Origin of the sequence: Citrobacter sp. S55_ASV_140, assembly GCF_018919505.1 — a bacterium.
In the GTDB taxonomy this organism is placed as follows: Bacteria; Pseudomonadota; Gammaproteobacteria; order Enterobacterales; family Enterobacteriaceae; genus Citrobacter; species Citrobacter werkmanii.
On sequence record NZ_JAHLQZ010000037.1, the window covers coordinates 11,403 to 31,678 of the forward strand.

Annotated in this window: 15 protein-coding genes, 1 tRNA gene and 1 pseudogene; 12 read left to right on the forward strand and 5 right to left on the reverse strand. The window is 50.0% G+C overall.

Annotated features, from left to right (window positions below; all coding sequences use genetic code 11):
• Nucleotides 1-5: 5 nt before the first annotated feature.
• Nucleotides 6-1,997 carry a two-component system sensor histidine kinase PgtB gene (pgtB, locus tag KQJ18_RS08550; RefSeq protein ID WP_216421832.1) on the forward strand — a complete coding sequence of 664 codons (1,992 nt, stop codon included), beginning with the start codon at nucleotides 6-8 and terminating at the stop codon, nucleotides 1,995-1,997.
• Nucleotides 1,987-3,234, forward strand: a complete 1,248-nt coding sequence (pgtA, locus tag KQJ18_RS08555; RefSeq protein WP_216421826.1) for a two-component system response regulator PgtA — start codon at nucleotides 1,987-1,989, stop codon at nucleotides 3,232-3,234. The genes pgtB and pgtA overlap by 11 nt, the downstream gene beginning before the upstream one ends.
• A gap of 100 nt (nucleotides 3,235-3,334) precedes the next feature.
• On the opposite strand, the gene KQJ18_RS08560 is transcribed toward pgtA, so the two are convergent.
• Nucleotides 3,335-3,874: a DUF2058 domain-containing protein gene (locus tag KQJ18_RS08560; protein WP_038642407.1), complete on the reverse strand. Its 540-nt coding sequence runs from the start codon at nucleotides 3,872-3,874 to the stop codon at nucleotides 3,335-3,337.
• Between the two features lie 381 nt (nucleotides 3,875-4,255).
• Here KQJ18_RS08560 and KQJ18_RS08565 point away from each other — a divergent pair, with 381 nt between their 5' ends.
• On the forward strand, nucleotides 4,256-6,154 hold the full coding sequence (locus tag KQJ18_RS08565) for a methyl-accepting chemotaxis protein (protein WP_137347721.1): 1,899 nt from the start codon (nucleotides 4,256-4,258) through the stop codon (nucleotides 6,152-6,154).
• A 75-nt stretch (nucleotides 6,155-6,229) separates the two neighbouring features.
• On the opposite strand, the gene KQJ18_RS08570 is transcribed toward KQJ18_RS08565, so the two are convergent.
• A complete protein-coding gene (locus tag KQJ18_RS08570; RefSeq protein WP_087857281.1) occupies nucleotides 6,230-6,838 on the reverse strand; it encodes a DUF1062 domain-containing protein in 609 nt (202 codons plus the stop codon).
• A 282-nt stretch (nucleotides 6,839-7,120) separates the two neighbouring features.
• Between KQJ18_RS08570 and KQJ18_RS08575 the strand changes: the two genes are divergently transcribed.
• The 5 genes and pseudogenes from KQJ18_RS08575 (at nucleotide 7,121) to KQJ18_RS08600 (ending at nucleotide 12,978) form a co-directional block, all read left to right on the forward strand.
• Nucleotides 7,121-7,753, forward strand: coding sequence for a hypothetical protein (locus tag KQJ18_RS08575; RefSeq protein WP_038642401.1), 633 nt, complete (start codon nucleotides 7,121-7,123; stop codon nucleotides 7,751-7,753).
• Between the two features lie 1,006 nt (nucleotides 7,754-8,759).
• A complete protein-coding gene (locus KQJ18_RS24845) occupies nucleotides 8,760-9,131 on the forward strand; it encodes a type VI secretion system contractile sheath small subunit (RefSeq protein WP_256444613.1) in 372 nt (123 codons plus the stop codon).
• Nucleotides 9,132-9,143: 12 nt separating this feature from the next.
• Nucleotides 9,144-10,493 (forward strand): type VI secretion system baseplate subunit TssK, encoded by a 1,350-nt coding sequence (tssK, locus tag KQJ18_RS08590; protein WP_216421827.1) that lies wholly within the window; start codon nucleotides 9,144-9,146, stop codon nucleotides 10,491-10,493.
• Nucleotides 10,490-11,167, forward strand: a pseudogene (gene tssL, locus KQJ18_RS08595) (type VI secretion system protein TssL, short form); the annotation flags it as partial. The gene tssK and the pseudogene tssL, both read left to right, overlap by 4 nt.
• A 1,283-nt stretch (nucleotides 11,168-12,450) precedes the next feature.
• Complete coding sequence (locus KQJ18_RS08600) at nucleotides 12,451-12,978, forward strand: hypothetical protein (RefSeq protein WP_199965599.1); 528 nt, start codon at nucleotides 12,451-12,453, stop codon at nucleotides 12,976-12,978.
• Between the two features lie 431 nt (nucleotides 12,979-13,409).
• On the opposite strand, the gene KQJ18_RS08605 is transcribed toward KQJ18_RS08600, so the two are convergent.
• Nucleotides 13,410-13,481: transfer RNA gene (locus tag KQJ18_RS08605), tRNA-Arg, on the reverse strand.
• 75 nt (nucleotides 13,482-13,556) lie between these two features.
• Complete coding sequence (locus KQJ18_RS08610; RefSeq protein ID WP_137347730.1) at nucleotides 13,557-14,489, reverse strand: formate/nitrite transporter family protein; 933 nt, start codon at nucleotides 14,487-14,489, stop codon at nucleotides 13,557-13,559.
• 297 nt (nucleotides 14,490-14,786) lie between these two features.
• Between KQJ18_RS08610 and mlaA the strand changes: the two genes are divergently transcribed.
• The gene (gene mlaA / locus KQJ18_RS08615; RefSeq protein WP_038642393.1) at nucleotides 14,787-15,542 is read left to right on the forward strand and encodes a phospholipid-binding lipoprotein MlaA; all 756 of its coding nucleotides are present in this window, start codon (nucleotides 14,787-14,789) and stop codon (nucleotides 15,540-15,542) included.
• 62 nt (nucleotides 15,543-15,604) lie between these two features.
• On the opposite strand, the gene fadL is transcribed toward mlaA, so the two are convergent.
• Nucleotides 15,605-16,885 carry a long-chain fatty acid transporter FadL gene (gene fadL / locus KQJ18_RS08620; RefSeq protein ID WP_038642391.1) on the reverse strand — a complete coding sequence of 427 codons (1,281 nt, stop codon included), beginning with the start codon at nucleotides 16,883-16,885 and terminating at the stop codon, nucleotides 15,605-15,607.
• 371 nt (nucleotides 16,886-17,256) lie between these two features.
• On the opposite strand from fadL, the gene KQJ18_RS08625 reads away from it, so the two are divergent.
• The 3 genes from KQJ18_RS08625 to KQJ18_RS08635 form a co-directional block, all read left to right on the forward strand.
• Nucleotides 17,257-17,541 (forward strand): YfcZ/YiiS family protein, encoded by a 285-nt coding sequence (locus KQJ18_RS08625; protein WP_038642389.1) that lies wholly within the window; start codon nucleotides 17,257-17,259, stop codon nucleotides 17,539-17,541.
• Nucleotides 17,542-17,717: 176 nt separating this feature from the next.
• Nucleotides 17,718-19,028 (forward strand): acetyl-CoA C-acyltransferase FadI, encoded by a 1,311-nt coding sequence (gene fadI, locus KQJ18_RS08630; RefSeq protein WP_069323371.1) that lies wholly within the window; start codon nucleotides 17,718-17,720, stop codon nucleotides 19,026-19,028.
• Nucleotides 19,028-20,276 (forward strand): enoyl-CoA hydratase-related protein (locus KQJ18_RS08635; RefSeq protein WP_216421830.1); only part of this gene is annotated, 1,249 nt, incomplete at its 3' end. The genes fadI and KQJ18_RS08635, both read left to right, overlap by 1 nt.

A 20,276-nucleotide genomic window follows, 5' to 3' on the forward strand; every position in this document is an offset into this window, starting at 1 on the left:
GATCGATACTGCAACGCCTGCGGCAGCTCAACATCAGCAGCAGCCTGCGGGGAGCCTTTCTGACGGGCGCACTACTGACATTGAGCGTAAGCTGCGTCAGTTTGTACTCATGGCATGAGCAGAGCTCGCAGATACGCTATTCGCTTGATGATTACTTCCCGCGCGTGCATTCCGCTTTTTTGATTGAAGGGAATCTTAACCTGGTTGTGGATCAACTTAATGAATTCCTGCTGGCCCCCAACACGACGGTGAGGCTGCAATTGCGCAATCAGATAATCTCACATCTGGATAAAATCGAGACACTGAGCCGGGGGCTACAACCCGCAGAACAACAGCAGCTGGCGGTGATTTTGCAGGACAGCCGGGCGTTGATGGCGGAACTGGACCGGGTGCTCTACAACATGTTCCTCGTGCGTGAAAAAGTGAGTGAACTCTCCGCACGCATCGACTGGCTACACGATGATTTTAACACCGAGCTGAATTCACTGGTGCAGGATTTTACCTGGCAACAGGGGACGTTGTTGGATCAAATCGAGGCAAAAAGTGGCGATGCGGCGCTGTATCTCAAACGTGCCAGAGAGGTGCAAAACGAGCAGCAGCAGGTGTACACCCTGGCAAGAATTGAAAATCAGATCGTCGATGATTTACGCGACAGGCTTAATGAACTGAAATCGGGCAGCGACGACGGGATGCTGGTGGAGAACCATATCCGCTACCTGGAGAATCTGAAGAAAACCGCCGATGAAAACATCCGTACCCTCGATGACTGGCCCAGTACAATCACCCTGCGGCAAACTATTGATGAACTGCTGGAAATCGGGATGATGAAAAATAAAATGCCCGATACGATGCGCGATTATGTCGCTGCGCAAAAGGCGCTCATTGATGCCAACCACGCCAGAGAGGCAACGCTCGGGCGCTTTCGAACACTGCTTGAAGCGCAATTGGGAAGTAGCCATCAGCAAATGCAGATGTTTAACCAGCGGCTGGAACAAATTGTTCGCGTCAGCGGCGGACTTATTCTGTTGGCGACGCTGCTGGCGCTCCTTCTCGCCTGGGGACTTAACCACTACTTCATTCGTTCCCGGCTGGTGAAGCGTTTTACCGCGCTCAACCAGGCTGTGGTGCAAATCGGTCTGGGGCGAACGGACGCCACTATCCCGGTTTACGGGCGCGATGAATTGGGGCGTATCGCGGGCCTGCTGCGCCATACCCTGGGCCAGTTGAATGCGCAAAAAAATCAGCTGGAGCAGGAAGTGGCGGAGCGTAAGGAGATTGAGTCCGATCTCCGGGCTACGCAGGATGAGCTGATCCAGACGGCTAAACTGGCGGTGGTCGGCCAGACCATGACCACTCTGGCACACGAAATTAATCAACCGCTGAATGCGCTGTCGATGTACCTGTTTACGGCGGGAAGGGCAATTGAGCAGGGGCAATCCGCTCAGGCCAGAAGCACGTTAACCAAAGCGGAGGGGCTGATTACCCGCATCGATGCCATTATCCGTTCGCTGCGTCAGTTTGCGCGTCGGGCTGAGCCGGGCGCGCCTTTACATCCGGTCGATCTACGACAAACGTTTACTGCTGCCTGGGAACTGCTGGCTATGCGCCATAAGCAGCAGGGCACGCTGACGCTTCCTGCTCACAGTGTGTGGGTGGCAGGTGATGAAGTGCGTATTCAGCAGGTACTGGTAAACATACTGGCAAATGCGCTGGATGCCTGTCCGGCTGCCGCGGAAATAGAGGTTCACTGGCAGGCTGAAGGCCACCGATTATGTGTCTTAGTCTGTGATAACGGCCCCGGCTGGCCAGCCGCGTTGTTGCCATCACTATTAAAGCCGTTTACCACCAGTAAGGATGTGGGTCTCGGTATTGGTTTATCGATTTGTGTATCGTTAATGACGCAAATGAACGGCGAGCTGCGCCTGGCCTCGACGCCGGGGCGCAATGCCTGCGTCGTGCTGCAATTTAATCTGACGGATGTAAACGATGTTGTGTGATGAATATGCTGTTTTGCTGATTGATGACGATGCCGATGTTCTCGACGCTTACACGCTGTTGCTTGAACAGGAGGGTTATCGTGTATACGCATGCAGTAACCCTTTTGACGCCCGAAATTGGCTACAGGCCGACTGGCCGGGGATTGTCCTGAGCGACGTGTGTATGCCTGGCTGCAATGGAATCGATCTCATGACGTTGTTTCATCAGGATGATAATCAGCTGCCGATCCTGTTGATCACCGGCCATGGCGACGTCCCGATGGCCGTGGAAGCGGTGAAAAAAGGGGCATGGGATTTTCTGCAAAAACCGGTTGACCCCGGCAAACTGCTGTTGTTGGTAGAAGATGCGCTGCGTCAGCGAAAATCGGTGATTGCGCGTCGCCACTATTGTCAGCAAAAGCTGCAGGTTGAGCTGATCGGTTACAGCGAATGGGTCAATCAGTACCGCCAGCGTCTGCAGCAGCTGGCGGAAACGGATATTGCCGTCTGGTTTTATGGCGAGGCGGGAACGGGGCGTATGACAGGAGCCCGTTATTTGCATCAGCTTGGGCGCAGCACCGAGGAACCGTTTATCCGCGGTGAATTGACGCCAGGCAATGCGGGACAACTCAATGACCTTATTACCCAGGCGCAAGGTGGTACGCTGGTCCTGAGCCATATTGAATGCCTGACGCGCGAACAGCAGCACCAACTGGTGCACCTGCAAAGCCAGGAGCGGCGTCCTTTTCGCTTAATCGGCATTGGCGCCACATCGCTGGTGGAACTGGCGGCAACTAACCAGATTGTGGCCGAACTCTATTACTGTTTCGCGATGACGCAAATCGCTTGTCAGCCGTTATCACAGCGTCCCGATGATATTGAGCCCCTGTTTCGTCATTATCTGCAGAAAGCCTGTCTGCGCCTGAATCATCCGGTACCTGACGTTGACGGGGAACTCATGAAAGGCATGCGGCGCCGCGTGTGGTTAAGTAATGTTCGGGAGCTGGCGAACGCCGCTGAGCTTTTTGCTGTTGGGCTACTTCCGCTGGCTGAAACCGCAAATCCGCAGATGCATATGCCTGAACCGACGCCGCTCGATCGCCGGGTGGAGGAGTACGAGCGGCAGATTATTACCGAGGCGTTAAATATTCATCAGGGACGCATTAATGAAGTGGCGGAGTATTTACAAATTCCGCGTAAAAAACTGTATTTACGCATGAGAAAATACGGGCTGAGCAAAGAACACTATAAGTTTTAGTGGCGAGGTTCCAGAAGAAGAGACGTTGACAGTATTTCGGTGGCGGCGCGAGCGCTCACCGAAATACGCGACGGAAGTCTGAATTATCTGTTTGTTTTTCTTACCACATCAAATCATCAGGGACGACAAAATCAGCATACGGATCGTCTTCGTCCTTCGCTTCCTGGCTAAGCTCGCAATTTAATACAATATAGCTTGCATCGCGCTGGGCAATTTTATCGGCGACGACAGCCGGAATGATGGCATATTCGCTATCGCTACTGCTTTCAGCCGTCAGACGCGCAATGGCCAGACGGCCCTTGATCAACTGCGACTGGGTCACTTTATCAACATAGACTTTTTTGATTAGGTTATTATCAGTGAAGTTGTAACCAATATCGCCACGAGAAATGGTGATTTTATTCATTTCAATAAGTTGTTTGATCTGCGCTTTATACTCTTTAGACAGCGCAGCCTGCTTTTGCTGCTCGCTGAGCTGTTTATCACGCTCGGCCTGTGCTTTCTTATTCTCTTCCACCGCTTCTCTGGCTTCACGAGCCTGAACGCGCGATTTTTTCGCCGTTCTCTGCACTTTTGCCATTTTTTTGCTGCTGACCAGACCGGCCTTAAGCATCTGTTCCTGTAGGGTAAGTTTTGTCATCGTCGCTTCTAATCCAATAAAATCGTTGTAAGGATTATAACCTTAACGTTCGGTGGGAAGCCAGATGAGGCGCGCTCTGCAGGTAGCTCTTTGGGCGCCACTCGCGGTGGGAGCGATCTTGTGTCTTTCTGCCGTTGAGCATCAAGTTAATCATTACCCTCCTTAGAATAAGATATAACATGCTATATATTCTCAAATAATAAAATATAGATTTGGGAATATAATATAAATGGATGTTTATCCTGTTTGTTCTAATTATATAGAGGTATATTGAACAATATTAAACCAAATAAATAGCCATGTATCTCTTGAAAAGATGTAAAGTGCAGCAACACCACGCCGATAACCATGACGAAAATATGGATAAGGGAGGTAAGTGGCATGTGGTGGGTTTATCGAATGCCGATGAAAATGAAGTTAATAATCGCGCTGCAACCACTATTATTGGCGTTATGTTGGTTTGCTGGTTCAGGAATATGGACGCGCATCGAAACAGAACGACAGATGGAGAATATTGCCCAACTGACAGCCCTCGCGCGCAGTGCCGGAAATGTGGTGCATGAACTGCAAAAAGAGCGTGGAATGAGTGTCGGGTTTCTTGGGGCCGAAGGGAAGACGTTCAAAGATGAACTAAACGCACAACGGGCCTTAACCGATCGCGAGATCGAGGTATTTGTGGATTCGCTGTCCGATACCGGCTTACAGGCAGGGGATGTCACTACCTCGGTCGCCGCGTTTAAGAAAAATATTCTGTCACTGGCGACACTCCGGGAAAAGGTGACGCAATTGGGTCTGCCAGCCTCTGAGGTGGTTAAGTTTTATACCAACGTTATTGCTGATGTACTGAATTTTGTGGGCCGGTTAGGGACGTTGACGGATTCCGGCGAGATGGCGAATTCATTCGCAGCCTACTACAACCTGCTGAATTTGAAGGAGCAAGCGGGTATTGAGCGGGCGCTGCTGGCAAATATCTTTTCCTCTGGTCATTTCGCCGACGGACAATTACATCAGCTTAGCGATGTGGTCAGTAAACAGAATGTCTGGCTGGCGCAATCTTTGCGCCTGAGTCCACCTGAACAGGCCGCCATGCTCAAAAGTCGCTTACAATCCACCGACGCTACCCAAGCGCTTTCATTACGCGAAGCTGCGTTTAGTCATGCGGCGAATGGTGGATTTGACGTCGATCCTACCGTCTGGTTTAAGGTACAAACCCAGCGTATTGAAGTGATGCGACAGATTGAAAATGTGGCAGCGAATCTTCTGTGGGAAAGTGCGATAAAACTCGCGCAGGATGCGCGTAAGAACTGGCAGATATATATGGCCGTGAGCCTGCTGGCGCTACTGGCATCATTGGCGTTCGCCGGGGCCATCGCACTCAATATGCACCGTCAGTTCAGCGACACGCTAAACAAGATTGCGGGTATGAACGGCGATCTGACTCAACGTCTGGCGACACCAGGTAAAGACGAGCTTTCTTCGCTCAATCGCGCCTATAACACGATGCTGGAAAATATTCAGCACATCGTGCAGGAGATTAAACAAGGCTCTCTGGTGCTGTACGATGCCAGCAGTAGTATTACGGCGGGAAATCAGGATCTGGCCCAGCGCACCGATGAACAGGCCGCATCGATTGTAGAAGCCGTGGCCAGTATGGAACAGCTCTCAACGACGATTACGCAAACGGCGGACAATGCCCGCGAAGCGGAGCTCCTGACAATAAGATTGGAAAAAGAGGTTCGCCAGGCCAGTAACGTCGCCAGCGCGGCAAATCAGAGCATGGGGGATATTCGCTCCTCCAGTGAGAAAATCTCAAATATCGTTACCTCAATTGATGATATTTCCTTTCAGACGAATTTGCTGGCGCTGAATGCGGCTGTTGAAGCGGCTCGCGCCGGAGAGATGGGAAGGGGGTTTGCGGTAGTAGCCAGTGAAGTGCGTAACCTTTCACAGCGCTGTGCTAAAGAAGCGAATCAGATCCGTGAGCTGGTGGCGCAGAATATGGTAAAAATCAGCGAGGGCGTTGAGCGGGTTACCGCATCAGCTACCGCGCTAAAGGCGGCGGCGGATAATACCACCAGTATGAAGCAATATATCGGCGATATCGCCCGGGTAGCGACGGAACAATCGCAGGGTGTTTCCCAGATAAACCTGGCGCTGAGACCCATGGAGCAAGTTACACAGCAAAACGCGGCATTGGTTTCTCAGGCCGCGAATGACAGCCAGCGGCTGGATAATCTCTCAGTAACCATGAGGGATCTGGTTAATCGTTTTGTTGTCTGACATGACACCGCTATCCCGATCCGGCAAAGGTGTCGGATCGGGAGGGCTCATTACCTCAGGATGAGCCTTATTCTATTAACGTGGCGCCAGAACCACCCTTCGCCGGGCATACAACGTTACCGCAGACAAGTGAAAATCGACATTTGCTGTCCGTAACTTTCGGGATTTGAGTTCTTTCATGGTGATACCGCGAATATGACCTTCATCTATCAGGCTCTTAATCTCCGCCGTGCTGAGTAAAAGCTGGCGCTTCAATATCGATAGCACACTGATCTGAAAAGCACAGGTAAGCCTGATGCTGACGGCGAAGTGCTGGTCAATGTTGATGCTGGCCTGCCATTGTTCCTGAACACGAAAATCAGGCTTACCCGCAAGCTCAGCGTTGTTTCGGCTCAGAGTGGCTTTATCATGAGAATAATAGTGAACCGTACTGGCATCATTAGTGATAAACCGCTGGTACAGCTCTCGGTTAATTTTGCTGATGTGAAGCCGTGAGAACAGCGAGATATTCCACGTATATTCACAATGCGTACATTTATAAATGCTCCAGATATCGAGCACTTTTTTTTGTGAATTGACCCTGAAGGACCCGGAAGGTGCAAACTCGCGTTTTACATTACATGCGGGACAGCGTTTGGTAATACGCTGGTACCCGGCAGGAGTGACAGTCCATGTGACTTTCATACCGTACCTTTTTTAACCCAAATAAATTCGGATCCGTATTGAACGAACCATCGTTTTTATATGAGAAAAATATTTGTTAGATATTTTTCAGTGGGTTAAGAAAAGATTTCTAACACGGTGACCCTGTCCGCCAGCCAATGAATTCCATGAGATTATCAGTGTGATAACAATTAAGTATATGAGTTGAATCAATATTTGTTAGGTTGCCGGGCTTTCGGTAGTCGTCTGTCGCTGGTAAAGTGAGCAGCAAATACACGAAATGTGGCCAGAAGGGAATGCCGTGTGAGCGGACGTATTGATTATCAGACTGAAAAGTACAGCTTTACAGAGGCTGCTGAAAGTTCTCGTCTTACCGGCCAATGGGCTGACGTCATTGCTGAATGTCGGGAAATGAAGGCCGGCCCGGAAGAGCGTCTGCGTATTGCCTTACTGAACGTGGACTATGTGACCAGCTTTGAACTGCCTTTTCGGTTGTTATTACTTCGCACCCCGCAATTGATTGCCAGCGTGCGTGACGTGCTACAGCTTAGCCAGAAAAACGTCATCTTTAATGGTAAACGCTTTGGGTGTGTGTATACCCTGAAAGCGAGCCTTGACGGTATACCGGATGAATTTCAGTATCGCCTGTCGCATCGTATCCGGCGCATAGATCCAGAAGGGTTGACCGAAGCCCCTTACCAGCAGATCGCAAAAGCGGTGAAATCTCCACGGGAACGCCTGAAGATAGCGCTCGAATCAGGACTTGATGTCACGGCGTTGGACGGGCTTTTCTGGTTTGGCAGCCAGCGTATAGCAGCTGACGTACTGAGGTTGAGAAAATCAGGGATGCGGGTAGCGACGGGCCAGATATTGGTGTCTGATAATCTCACTGCAACAATGAGGCCAGTACCGTTTTATCGCCTGGCTCAGGGCTGAGCTAAAGAGATATTTTCCTGCAACGTTCAATGAGATAGTTAATCGCATCCTGGGGAGACAGCGCCCGGTCGATGTGGGACTGAATCATGGCATCGTTGCAGCAGATATGACAGCATTCAGCCAGCTTTCTGCAATATCACGGGCAGAATTCAGCAATGGCTCGCCGGTTGTGGCAGGGCACCAGGCCTGATTGGCAACCTGACGACAAGCCAGGGGCGACAGTTTGGCCGGCAGCGTAAAAGGGGGATTCATTAATAACCGTTCTCGGCTTAATGGGAATTTATGGCATATGCTGGCAGAGGTATTTTGAAAAGCCAGATCATTTTCACACTTCAATTTTTAAAACTCGATCTGTTTCGGCGATTAATCAATGATTGCTGGGTTATATATCTATTTTATAAATACTTTAACGCATTCATAATTATTGTTGTGAAGAATTATTTTTCAATGGAGAATAAGTTTCTGGAATAAATAATTTGATTTTCTGAAAAATGGTTTAACATTTAAAATATACATAAAACCCACTCTGAATTCTCTGCTTGATGTACATGGTGGGTAATTAATAATTGTCAAAAGATATTGTTTATGTTGTTTGTATTTATGGGGTGAAGTTTGCGGATTGAATAATCATCAGATTGGAAAAACTTAATCGGAGCTGAGCGCTAAATTGTTACTTAACCGAAATAATTAATAACGGGAATTAAGTGGCGCGATGGCGGGTTGTATACGCTCAAATCCTTTATGGGCAATGGATGCGGAAAGAAATATTTGTTCATTTTCTGAAATGGAAAATAGCAGTGACGGGCTTTAAGTGAAATTATTATTTACATTTGCATCGGGCGTGCAGACTTGTTAACGCCATCAACCGGCGTACGATTTTCATCGTAACCCTCTGTTTTATTCATCATTATTTATCGCTGTCAGGGCGGTGGAGTCGTTCTGTGGAAAGCCCCTGTGGCTTTCACTTCTTCTGCTGTCGTAGACACGTCAAATGAAGGAACATTGCATGTCCGGTTCGTACCAGGAAGAAATACCCAAAGCTCGTATTAACTTATATTTAGCCCTGCACACCGGTGGGGCCCAGAAAAAAACCGAGCTGCCGCTGAAACTGCTGACAGTTAGGGGCTTCTGTCATGGCCGGGAAAATCGTCCGTTGTCTGAACGCGAAAAGGTAAACATTTCGAAGAGCAATTTCGACAGCGTAGGCGACGATCTGCAGGCGTCCCATCCGTTTCGCGATACCAAAGTCATTGTTGAAGACATTGAGGACAAGCCGGGTTTCTTCCGTGTGAAACGCTTTGCAATCCCTCATTTCCAGGTCGATGGCATGGACGTCAATCTGTCTGTGGCATCCCGGATGCCTAAAGCAAAAGCATAAGGCAGGACAGGGATGAAAATTTATCGTCCACTGTGGAACGAGGGGGCTTTGCTGTCCCCTCAGCAGTTCCAGCAGCAGGCTGAATGGGAATCTTTTCGCAATGCCGGTGCATCAGCGCTAGCCACCCCGTTCCCTTGGGGCGTGGAAAAGATTGAGTTTAATGACAGTTTTCTTTCGTCCGGCCTGATCCAGATTACGCAGTTACGCCTCTGGCTGGAAGATGGTTCACTGATTGATGCGCAAAGGAGCGATCTGCTTCCCCCTCCTCGCGAGTTAGACCCGGATCTGTTGGCTGGTCTGGATGCGGTAACAGTCGTTATCGCACTCCCTCATTTGCAGCCCGGTGTTGTTAATGTTGAACAGGAAGGCATGACCGCTGACCGTCCGCTTCGTTACCGGGAGGAATGGGTAACTATACCGGATGTTTTTGGTTCTGAAGAAGAATCCATGGCAGTTGCCCGGTTTAATTTCACCATCCGGTTTGCCCATGAAAGTAATGAGGCCTGGAAAGTCTGCCCGGTAGCAAGACTGCTCCGGGATGGACCAAATGCGTGGCGACAGGATCCGTCTTTTATTCCTCCAGTGGCGTCATTCGGAGCAAGTCCGGTTCTTCGCGAACGTCTGGTGCTGCTCAATCGCCAGTTACGCTCCCGACGCCAGCGTCTGATGACCATGCGTCGTGAAAGCAACGAAAGACTTGCCGATTTTGCTGTCGCGGATGTTTCCCTTTTCTGGTTGCTGAATGCACTGAATTCTCACGCCAGAGTGCTGACGGAATACGAACGTTTTCCTTGCCGTCCACCTGAACAGGTGTGGGCGGAGCTCGCTCGTCTGGCAGGCAGTATGCTGACCTTTTCCCTGGACCATGACCTTGACGCTATACCGGGGTATGACCACGAGGAACCAGCCAATGCGTTTCCCCCGCTGTTTGACCTGATAGCGGGGTTGCTGGAGGCAAGTCTGCCATCCCGGGTCATTGCACTGGAAATGTCCCGCCCGGACGGACAGACATGGAAGGCCAACCTTCACGATATTCGTCTGCGTGAAGAGGCCGACCTCTGGCTCTCTGTGCGCTCAGATATCCCTGCCTGGCAGGTTGCCGACAAATTCCCGGCACTCTGTCAGGCGGGGTCACCTGATGAGGTTAATACCATATATGGTGCCGCGCTCAGGGGGATTCCATTGATTCCGGTGAGCAGGGTCCCGGCAGCATTGCCTGTACGTATGGAGAACCAGTACTTCGCGCTTGATATGGAAAGCTCCGCTGCGCATGAAATGCTGGAGCAGGGGGTGTGTATGTTCTATGTGCCTGAGTTACTTGGCGCTCTGGAACTTGAACTGTTTGCGGTATTGCGCTCATGAGACAGGATATTGATATCGACCAGCTGATGACGGAGACCTGGCTCACCGTCACCATGCTGAAGAACGGCGCTGTCACGCTTAATGGCTCTGCGCTTTACCACAAATGCGTTAAACAGGTTGAAAGTGTGCGGGAAGCGCTGGAGCGTGCCGGTTATGACGAGGCCAGTGTCGGGCATATTTCCTACGCACAATGCGCCCTGCTTGACGAGACGGTGATGAGCCGTAAGCCTGAAAAAAGCGAGGAAGGAGAGGCGACGAAAGTTGATGAAGGCCAGATAGCCTGGCGTAAAGCGCCGCTTCAGGCCCGGTTTTTTGGATCACTTCGGGCAGGTGAAGCGCTATGGGATCGCATTGCAGAAGTCCTGCGTCAGCCCTCACCGAACCCGGCCGTTTTAACCTGTTATCACCGGGTGATTGCCCTGGGTTTTCAGGGGTTATACAGCCTGAAAGAGGTCAGCCAGTCGCAGCGTGATGAGGTAGTGAAAGCCCTTTCTGAACGCGTTTCTCCGCCTGATGCAGGTCTGTCACTGGTTGTTGACCTGATGGGGAAACATCGCTGGAGTCTGTTCCGTTCAGTCTGGTTCTGGATAGCGCTTGCCGTCATTCTTACCGGCGTTATCTGGTGGGGGGGCCATCTGTGGCTTCAGGCTCTGTTGTCAGCACAAATACAGGATAAAGAAAAAGCGAAGAAACTCTTGCTTGAAAAGCGGTCAGTGAGAGCCATTGCAAAAGAGACTCAGGTTGCCGAAAGAACATTGCATAACTGGAAGCATGATCTTAAGAATTTAAAAACAAATGATGTTGCTGCCTCAGTCTCTGAAAGAGAAAATGTACTGATGAAGAAAATTGCGACAATAAAACAGGTGGTCGGCAAGGAGTGTAATGCTGTTCAATCTGTTCAGATAAAAATGAAAGCCTTATTGAGTTCAGCTATTGACGAATTGGATCCCTTTGTTCGGGACTGCACAACAACAGCAATTGGGGTGGATAACAACAATCAATATTACCTTTCATCAAGTAGCTATCCTGTTTGTCAGAAATTAAAAATCTGGGCACGTAGCCATCGTATCACTGTTGTGGAAGATGCCGGGCATGCCGAGGCCGTTTTGGTTAATAAGGTCAGCAAAATAAAACACATTGAACCCTCCCGGGATGTTTGTCTTGAATGCGAGCATAAGATGCTGAAGCATCATGTCACCACCAGTCGGCCTTTTTCACATAAACTTAGCAAAGGCCAACGTACCGGAAAGTCTTATACCGAGGAAGAACGCCAGTTCGCTAAAACCATGAAGGCAGAATCTTCGATAAAAGCAAATAATGTAGCCAAAGCAAGACGCCTTTTAGTCGAAGGTGATTTATCTCTCACCGATATTGGGAGGCAGACCGGAGTTAATAAAAGTACTATGGTTTCATGGCCAGAACATAAAATCTGGGTGGAGAAACAGAAAAAACGTAAAGCAGGTGATCCAAGGAAAGCTAAGGCATTAGCAATGTCCCTGGAGGGGATTAGCCAGAATGAAATTGCAAACAAACTCAAAACTTCAAAAACCAAGATAAGTCAGTGGATAAAAGAGTCTAAACAAAAGAATACTGACTACGCCATGCCTACGACCTCAGGTAAACGAGCAGCTTTGCGGCAGGGACTCAGTCACACCACGCGTGCGCACATGCAGTCTTCATTGCGAAGTGAAATTCGCGTAGCATCGGAGGGCCTTAATCAGCAAGGATTACTTCGCTGGCTTCAGGAACCCGGTATGAGTCAACATTCTTACCATGACATACTGGATGTGCTGGAAGAGGAAGAAATCGATTTTAATATTAACGATTTTATCAGTGCATGGAACGCGACAGGGCGCCCGTTACCAGAATAGAAAGAGGCAATGTCTCTCAGTGCTATTATTGTAAGCCGACACGGTAACTTACTCTTAACGAATCATCACATAGTCAGGAAGTTGAAATGTATAGCAATCACTATTTTGGTAAGTATGCTGAAGATATCGAGAAACTCGATTTTCACCGAAAGCTAATGCTGGGTGTTTTAGTTTTGCGTGATCTAAGTAATTGTGTCGCGCACTTTGATGGTATTTATAATGAGAAGCTTCTCCCGTTTTATGAAAATATGATTAATGCGTTGAAATTAACTTCGGCTTATGGATTGCCTGCTTCATCCTTATGCCATTTACGGTATGCCTGTATAAGGAGAGTTCCTGATACGGACACTTTCCCTGCTAAAGAAGGAACATTTGCTCAATATGCAATGATTAGTGCCTGTTACCTGCTGGCATTTGCGTTGGAATATAATGTCGGAGATTTTTATCGTTCACTGGACTTTTATATTGAGAATCTCTGTGCTCAGAACCAGTGTGCGGAAGAGCCATTAAATGATGCGATGCTAAATGAATATATTACAGCAATATGGGCCTCTTTAATCGCAAGTCTTGAACAGGAGGTGCACATTACTTCTGCGGCTGATGGGATGAAATGAATTTATCATATCCATAACAGAAAAACGAAGTCTACACGCGCAGAAATTCACCTTCTCTTTATGAACTGCTTACCAGCAGTTTTCATGGGGAGTTACCGAGCTATATCGCCAGCAAAAAAGAACAGTTGATCCTGTCGGTAACGAAAGCGTCAGAGCCTGGAACCTTGAGGTTTTATGATAATGAATAATCCTGACCCATCTGAAAGGGTGTAGTCCGTCTCGTCGGGAGCTGCATTTTTAATCTGAATATTAGTTAAGGCCATAGATATCTCTCCCGACGTTCTGACTGTGTGAGAGTAACGAAAAGAGATACTTTTGTTCGTGGCTGCGAAAGCTATCGGCTGGAAATGGTTGGATACTGATTTCGGCTCTAAGCCTTGCGTGGTACAGGGTTCGTAGGATTATTTAGCAGGGGACATAAGCGCTCAGATTGTCCCCTGCAGGAATCGAACCTGCAACTAGCCCTTAGGAGGGGCTCGTTATATCCATTTAACTAAGGGGACGAAGCGGCACGAGTATAGCGTTTTTTACCCTCAACGGTAAGTCTCAAGCCGCCTGACTGCTCAAACAGTCACCATTCAAGCCTGTTTTTTCTGGTTTTTTTGTTTCGATTCTTCGCGTTTTGCTTGCTGCCTGGCTTCTTCCTTGCGTTTGTTGCTCATATCATTGCGGATCTGCGCGTGGCTCATCAGCGCAAAGATAAACGTACCGCCGCAGATATTTCCGGCGAGTGTCGGTAACGCAAAGGGCCAGAAGAAATCACTCCAGTGCAGCGTACCATTAAAGACCAGATAGAGAATTTCCACCGAGCCGACGACGATATGCGTGGTATCGCCCAGCGCAATCAACCAGGTCATCAGAATAATGACCACAATCTTCGCCGCACCGGCCGCAGGGAACATCCAGACCATTGTAGCAATCAGCCAGCCAGAAATAATCGCGTTAGAAAACATCTCTGTTGGGCTGTTTTTCATCACGTCCATACCGATTTTGACAAAGGCGTCGCGGGTCTCTTCATCAAAAATCGGCATATATTCAAAGGCCCACGCCGCAATGCCGGTACCGATAATATTACCCAGTAAAACTACACCCCACAGGCGCATTAGCAGACCAAAATTGCCGAGGGTGGGGTTTTGCATAACCGGTAGTACGGCAGTGACGGTATTTTCGGTAAAAAGCTGTTGGCGGGCCATGATGACGATGATAAACCCGAAGGTATAACCAAGGTTCTCGAGTAGAAATCCACCTGGCACGCTTTCTAACTGCACGTGAAAAATCCCTTTTGCCAGTAACGAAGCGCCCATCGACAGCCCGGCAGCGATGGCCGACCACAGCAGCGCCATCGCATCGCGTTCCATCTCTTTCTCCCCATCCTGGCGGATATGTTCATGAATCGCCATGGCGCGCGATGGGAGTCTGTCCTCATCGACCTCTATCTTTTTACCTTCTAACTTTTCATCACTTTCGACCTGGATTTCGTCGCTGTGCCGATCAATTTTTTCATTCTCAATATCATTCATAGCCGAATCCTGCATAAGCACGTATTGCTAAAGCGTAGCGGTTTTTATCCGAAAATCAGCGGGAGAAAGTCTGAGATAGCAAAAATGGTAACGTTTGTTTTTATCGGGTTAGCTAAAATAGAACCGCCGCGTAGTGTGCATAACCAGGCTATGATCAAATCAGTAAGACCGGGTATATAGACATCGTTTGACGTGCTGTTACAATCGCTCACATCTTAACAGGCGGATACGTCATCGTTCCGTCATGGATGGCAATCAGCGATAGCCATATTACACAGGGAGACACTTATGAAGCTTCGCCTGTCGGCGCTTGCGCTGGGAACCACACTTTTGGTGGGGTGTGCGAGCTCCGGTACTGAACAGCAGGGGCGTTCGGATCCATTTGAAGGGTTCAACCGCACAATGTACAACTTTAACTTTAATGTGTTAGATCCCTATGTTGTTCGACCGGTAGCAGTAGCCTGGCGTGATTATGTCCCGCAGCCGGCGCGTAATGGTTTGAGCAACTTTACGGGCAACCTTGAAGAGCCGGCCGTCATGGTCAACTATTTCCTGCAAGGCGATCCTTATCAGGGGATGGTGCATTTTACCCGTTTCTTCCTGAACACCTTGTTGGGTATGGGCGGCTTTATCGATGTGGCGGGTATGGCGAATCCGAAGCTACAGCGCGTTGAACCACACCGCTTTGGCAGTACGTTAGGCCACTATGACGTGGGTTACGGACCATATATGCAGCTTCCGTTCTACGGTAGCTTCACGCTGCGCGATGATGGTGGCGATATGGTGGATACGCTGTATCCGGTACTGTCCTGGCTGACCTGGCCGTTGTCGATAGGTAAATGGACAGTCGAAGGGATTGAAACCCGCGCACAGCTGCTTGATTCCGACGGTCTGCTGCGTCAGTCTTCCGACCCTTACATCATGGTACGTGAAGCCTACTTCCAGCGTCATGACTTCATCGCGAACGGCGGGAAACTTAAACCAGAAGAAAACCCGAACGCGAAAGCCATTCAGGATGATTTAAAAGATATTGATTCCGAGTAAGGAATTGAGGCAAATAAAAAGGTGAGCTAAAAAAGCTCACCTTTTTTAATGTCTGCAGAAAATCAGAATGCGTAGTTGAAGTTGGTACCGAACAGCCAGGCTTTACCTTCAGAATCGAAAGTATACGGGCCTTCTTTGACGGTCACTTTCTGACCGTGCATATAAGAAACACCAACATCAATAGATGCGTCATCATTGAATGCGTAAGTCGTACCCGCGCTCAGCCACAGGCGGTCCTGGTCTGGAATGGAGATGGAACGCTTGCTTGCAGGAACCGGGCTGTCGTCATAGGCGATACCGGTACGGAAGGTCCAGCTTTTATCCATATAGTAGGTTGTGCCCAGCGCGATGCGGTAAGAATCCTTAAAGCCTTCTTCTTTATAGAACAGTGTCTGGCCGTTGGTGCCGGTTGCTTTCAGTTCCTGGAACTGGCTCCAACTGGTATAAGCCATGCTGTAGTGAATAGCCCATTGCGGAGCGATGCGGTTATAGCCCGACAGTTCCCACATTTCCGGCAGGTTCAGCGTCAAAGAACCCGGGACGGTGGCATTGGTTGTGCCCCATGGGAACGCGGTGCCTGCGCCAGGTAACGCATTGGCCTGGGAACGAATGCCGCTTTTGTAATCACCATCGAAGTCGATTTTAACTTCAGAGCGGTAGGTCAAGCCGTAACGGTTATTTTTATCCAGCTCGTACAAAATACCGGCGTTCCAGCCGTAGCCCCATTCGTCACCCTTTAGGCTGGCGATCTTCTGGCTTACTTTCGGCAGTGCGGCGGTCTGCTCACCGGAATAACGCTCAATTTTAGCATCGGCGTAAACGGCATTAAAACCAACACCAAAGCTCCAACTGTCATTCAGACGGTAGGCACCGCTCAGGTTAAGGTTGACCGTTTTAAGATCAGTCTTCCCGCCGTACTCACCGACGATATAGCTGTCATTAAACTCGGTTGCCAGACCATAGTTTGAGGTGACAGAAGCGCCCCAACCAAACTGCTCGTTGATAGGCATCACGAAGTGAGCGTTGGGAACCCACGCTGTAGGGGCGATGTTATCTGCGTCGGTGCTACGTCCGGTGAATGGCGATTTACCGGAAATATTAACGTCTGGATCGATATACACCGCGCCCGCAGAAAAAGTGGGGCGATCGAACATCATAATCAGTGCCGGGTTACGACTGGCGTTACCTGCATCATCTGCAATAGCGCCTTCACCCGAATATGCCCGGCCAAGGCCAGAGGAAGAAAATTCGTTTAACTGAAAGCCTGCAGACCAGGCCTGTGTGGAGATAATTGCCACTGCGACTGCGAGAGCAGACTTTGTAAACAGGGTTTTCTGGCTCATGACCATAACCTCATAGATTTATTTTTATACAAACAATGTTACATACCGTAACAGGAGCGCGAAGTGTAGGGTCTGAGGTACGACATAGAAATCAGACCAGTGCCGAGAGTATAGGTCTGACCAGCTGAAATGTTGCAAGTATGTTTATAAAAATTTTCAATTCTGATCTCGGAAACGCGATCCAGCTGGCAAAATTGCGGGTATGCGCACTCACCTGTTTGGGTGATTTTTGTTTTAGATCATTTTTAAGTGTGATTTCGGTCACTTATCGCATTTCATACAATTAACGACTGGAGAGGCGAAAGAGGGGAGCGTAAAATATCCCTATCGTTTATCTGGCACCTCAGGTGCGAATACAGAGGAAATCTACAATGAGTAAATGCAGTGCTGATGAAACCCCGGTTTGCTGCTGTATGGATGTTGGCACCATCATGGACAACTCCGATTGCACCGCGTCATACAGCCGTGTGTTCGCGAATCGCGCAGAGGCAGAAGAAACGCTGGCCGCTCTGACTGAAAAGGCGCGTGGCGTGGAATCTGAGCCTTGCCAAATCACCTCTACCTTTACCGAAGAATCAGATGGTGTGCGTCTGGATATTGACTTTGTTTTTGCTTGTGAAGCTGAAACGCTGATTTTCCAGTTGGGCCTGCGTTAATCCCTTCTCTTTATACCCTTGCTGCCTGGTAGCAAGGGTATTTTCGTAACAGTCAGTGATTATTCACTGTGTCTTAGCTCCCACTTTCTTTTCTCTCCGCTTGGCTAAATGTAAAAAATTGGTTAAGACTGTGATCAGGTCAGACCACTTATTTTTATTTTTTACAGGGGAGTGTTATGAGTCAGGCTTTACCGCTGGTTACCCGCCAGGGCGATCGCATCGCCATTGTAAGCGGATTGCGTACGCCATTTGCCCGTCAGGCAACCGCATTTCATGGCATTCCCGCCGTAGATTTGGGGAAAATGGTTGTTGGTGAACTGCTGGCGCGTAGCGAAATACCCGCTGATGTGATCGAGCAACTGGTCTTTGGCCAGGTGGTACAAATGCCTGAAGCCCCCAATATTGCTCGTGAAATCGTACTGGGAACCGGTATGAATGTGCACACGGATGCCTACAGCGTAAGCCGAGCCTGCGCTACCAGTTTCCAGGCAGTAGCGAATGTCGCGGAAAGCCTGATGGCGGGGACAATTCGCGCCGGAATTGCCGGCGGGGCGGACTCGTCGTCTGTCCTGCCGATTGGCGTCAGCAAAAAGCTGGCGCGCGTGCTGGTGGATGTCAATAAAGCCCGCACAACAGGGCAACGCCTGAAACTGTTTTCCCGGCTGCGTTTACGTGACCTGATGCCTGTACCCCCCGCTGTCGCTGAATATTCCACCGGCTTGCGCATGGGGGATACGGCCGAGCAAATGGCGAAAACCTATGGCATTACGCGCGAGCAGCAGGATGCCCTGGCGCATCGTTCTCACCAACGTGCCGCTCAGGCATGGGCTGAAGGAAAGCTCGCCGATGAGGTGATGACCACCTACGCGCCACCGTTTAAAGATCCTCTTTCCGAAGATAACAATATTCGCGGCAACTCTACGCTGGCCGATTACGCCAAACTGCGTCCGGCGTTTGACCGAAAGCACGGCACCGTCACTGCGGCGAACAGTACCCCGCTGACGGACGGCGCAGCCGCGGTGATATTGATGACGGAGTCGCGTGCGAAAGAGCTGGGACTGGTGCCGCTGGGATATTTACGCAGCTATGCTTTCACCGCAATTGATGTCTGGCAGGATATGCTGCTGGGACCGGCGTGGTCAACACCGCTTGCGCTGGAGCGAGCTGGACTGACGATGACGGATTTAACCTTGATCGATATGCATGAAGCCTTTGCCGCACAAACGCTGGCGAATCTTCAGTTGCTGGGCAGCGAACGTTTTGCCCGCGAAGTGTTGGGTAGGGCACATGCCACTGGCGAGGTTGATGACAGTAAATTTAACGTGCTGGGTGGGTCTATTGCCTATGGACATCCTTTCGCTGCTACCGGTGCGCGAATGATCACGCAAACCCTCAATGAATTACGCCGGCGCGGCGGCGGCTTTGGTTTAGTCACCGCCTGTGCGGCAGGTGGTTTGGGTGCGGCAATGGTTCTGGAGGCGGAATAATGGAAATGACATCGGCTTTTACGCTAAACGTGCGTCTGGATAACATTGCTGTTGTCACTATTGATGTGCCCGGAGAGAAAATGAATACCCTGAAAGCGGAGTTTGCTTCTCAGGTTCGGGCCATCCTGAAACAAATTCGCGACAACAAAGCGCTGCGCGGTGTGGTGTTCATTTCAGCGAAACCCGATAATTTTATCGCCGGAGCAGATATCAACATGATTGGTAGCTGCCGCAGCGCGCAGGAAGCCGAAACGCTGGCCCGCCAGGGGCAGCAGATTATGGCGGAAATCCATGCGTTGCCGATCCCGGTTATCGCCGCGATTCATGGCGCATGTCTGGGTGGTGGCCTGGAGATGGCGCTGGCCTGCCATAACCGTATTTGTACCGATGATGCTAAAACCGTACTGGGTTTGCCGGAAGTCCAGCTTGGTCTGTTGCCCGGCTCCGGCGGCACGCAACGCTTGCCACGCCTTATTGGCGTCAGTACTGCGTTGGATATGATCCTCACAGGGAAACAATTGCGCGCAAAACAGGCGCTTAAAGTGGGGCTGGTGGATGAAGTCGTGCCGCAGTCCATATTGCTGGAAGCTGCCGTTGAACTGGCTAAAAAAGACAGTTCCTCACATCGGAGTCTGCCCGTACGTGAGCGGGTATTAGCGGGGCCGCTGGGGCGAGCGCTGCTATTCCGTATGGCCAGTAAAAAGACGGCGCAAAAAACGCAGGGAAATTATCCCGCGACGGAACGTATCCTTGAGGTCATTGAAACCGGCCTTGCCCAGGGAAGCAGTAGCGGTTATGACGCAGAAGCCCGCGCATTTGGGGAATTGGCGATGACACCCCAGTCTCAGGCGCTGCGACACATCTTTTTTGCCAATACCGACGTGAAAAAGGATCCAGGTAGTGATGCAAAGCCCGGTCCGCTAAACAGTGTCGGCATTCTGGGTGGCGGTCTGATGGGCGGAGGTATCGCCTATGTGACGACCTGTAAAGGTGGCTTGCCAGTACGTATCAAGGATATTACTGCTAAGGGAATCAACCACGCGCTGAAGTACAGTTGGGATCAGCTTGAAACGAAAGTTCGTCGCCGTCATATCAAAGCCAGCGAGCGCGATAAACAGCTGGCGTTAATTTCTGGATCTACCGATTATCGCGGTTTTGCGCATCGCGATCTGGTTATTGAAGCCGTGTTCGAAGATCTGGCGTTAAAACAACAGATGGTGGCAGAAGTTGAACAAAATTGCGCACCTC

What these genes read in the sequence shown, in the direction of transcription:
- pgtA (WP_216421826.1), top strand. Translation starts at nt 1,987, where the DNA reads ATGTTGTGTGATGAATATGCTGTTTTGCTGATTGATGACGATGCCGAT.
- KQJ18_RS08560 (WP_038642407.1), bottom strand. Translation starts at nt 3,874, where the DNA reads ATGACAAAACTTACCCTACAGGAACAGATGCTTAAGGCCGGTCTGGTC.
- KQJ18_RS08565 (WP_137347721.1), top strand. Translation starts at nt 4,256, where the DNA reads ATGTGGTGGGTTTATCGAATGCCGATGAAAATGAAGTTAATAATCGCG.
- KQJ18_RS08570 (WP_087857281.1), bottom strand. Translation starts at nt 6,838, where the DNA reads ATGAAAGTCACATGGACTGTCACTCCTGCCGGGTACCAGCGTATTACC.
- KQJ18_RS24845 (WP_256444613.1), top strand. Translation starts at nt 8,760, where the DNA reads ATGTCCGGTTCGTACCAGGAAGAAATACCCAAAGCTCGTATTAACTTA.
- tssK (WP_216421827.1), top strand. Translation starts at nt 9,144, where the DNA reads ATGAAAATTTATCGTCCACTGTGGAACGAGGGGGCTTTGCTGTCCCCT.
- KQJ18_RS08600 (WP_199965599.1), top strand. Translation starts at nt 12,451, where the DNA reads ATGTATAGCAATCACTATTTTGGTAAGTATGCTGAAGATATCGAGAAA.
- mlaA (WP_038642393.1), top strand. Translation starts at nt 14,787, where the DNA reads ATGAAGCTTCGCCTGTCGGCGCTTGCGCTGGGAACCACACTTTTGGTG.
- fadL (WP_038642391.1), bottom strand. Translation starts at nt 16,885, where the DNA reads ATGAGCCAGAAAACCCTGTTTACAAAGTCTGCTCTCGCAGTCGCAGTG.
- KQJ18_RS08625 (WP_038642389.1), top strand. Translation starts at nt 17,257, where the DNA reads ATGAGTAAATGCAGTGCTGATGAAACCCCGGTTTGCTGCTGTATGGAT.
- fadI (WP_069323371.1), top strand. Translation starts at nt 17,718, where the DNA reads ATGAGTCAGGCTTTACCGCTGGTTACCCGCCAGGGCGATCGCATCGCC.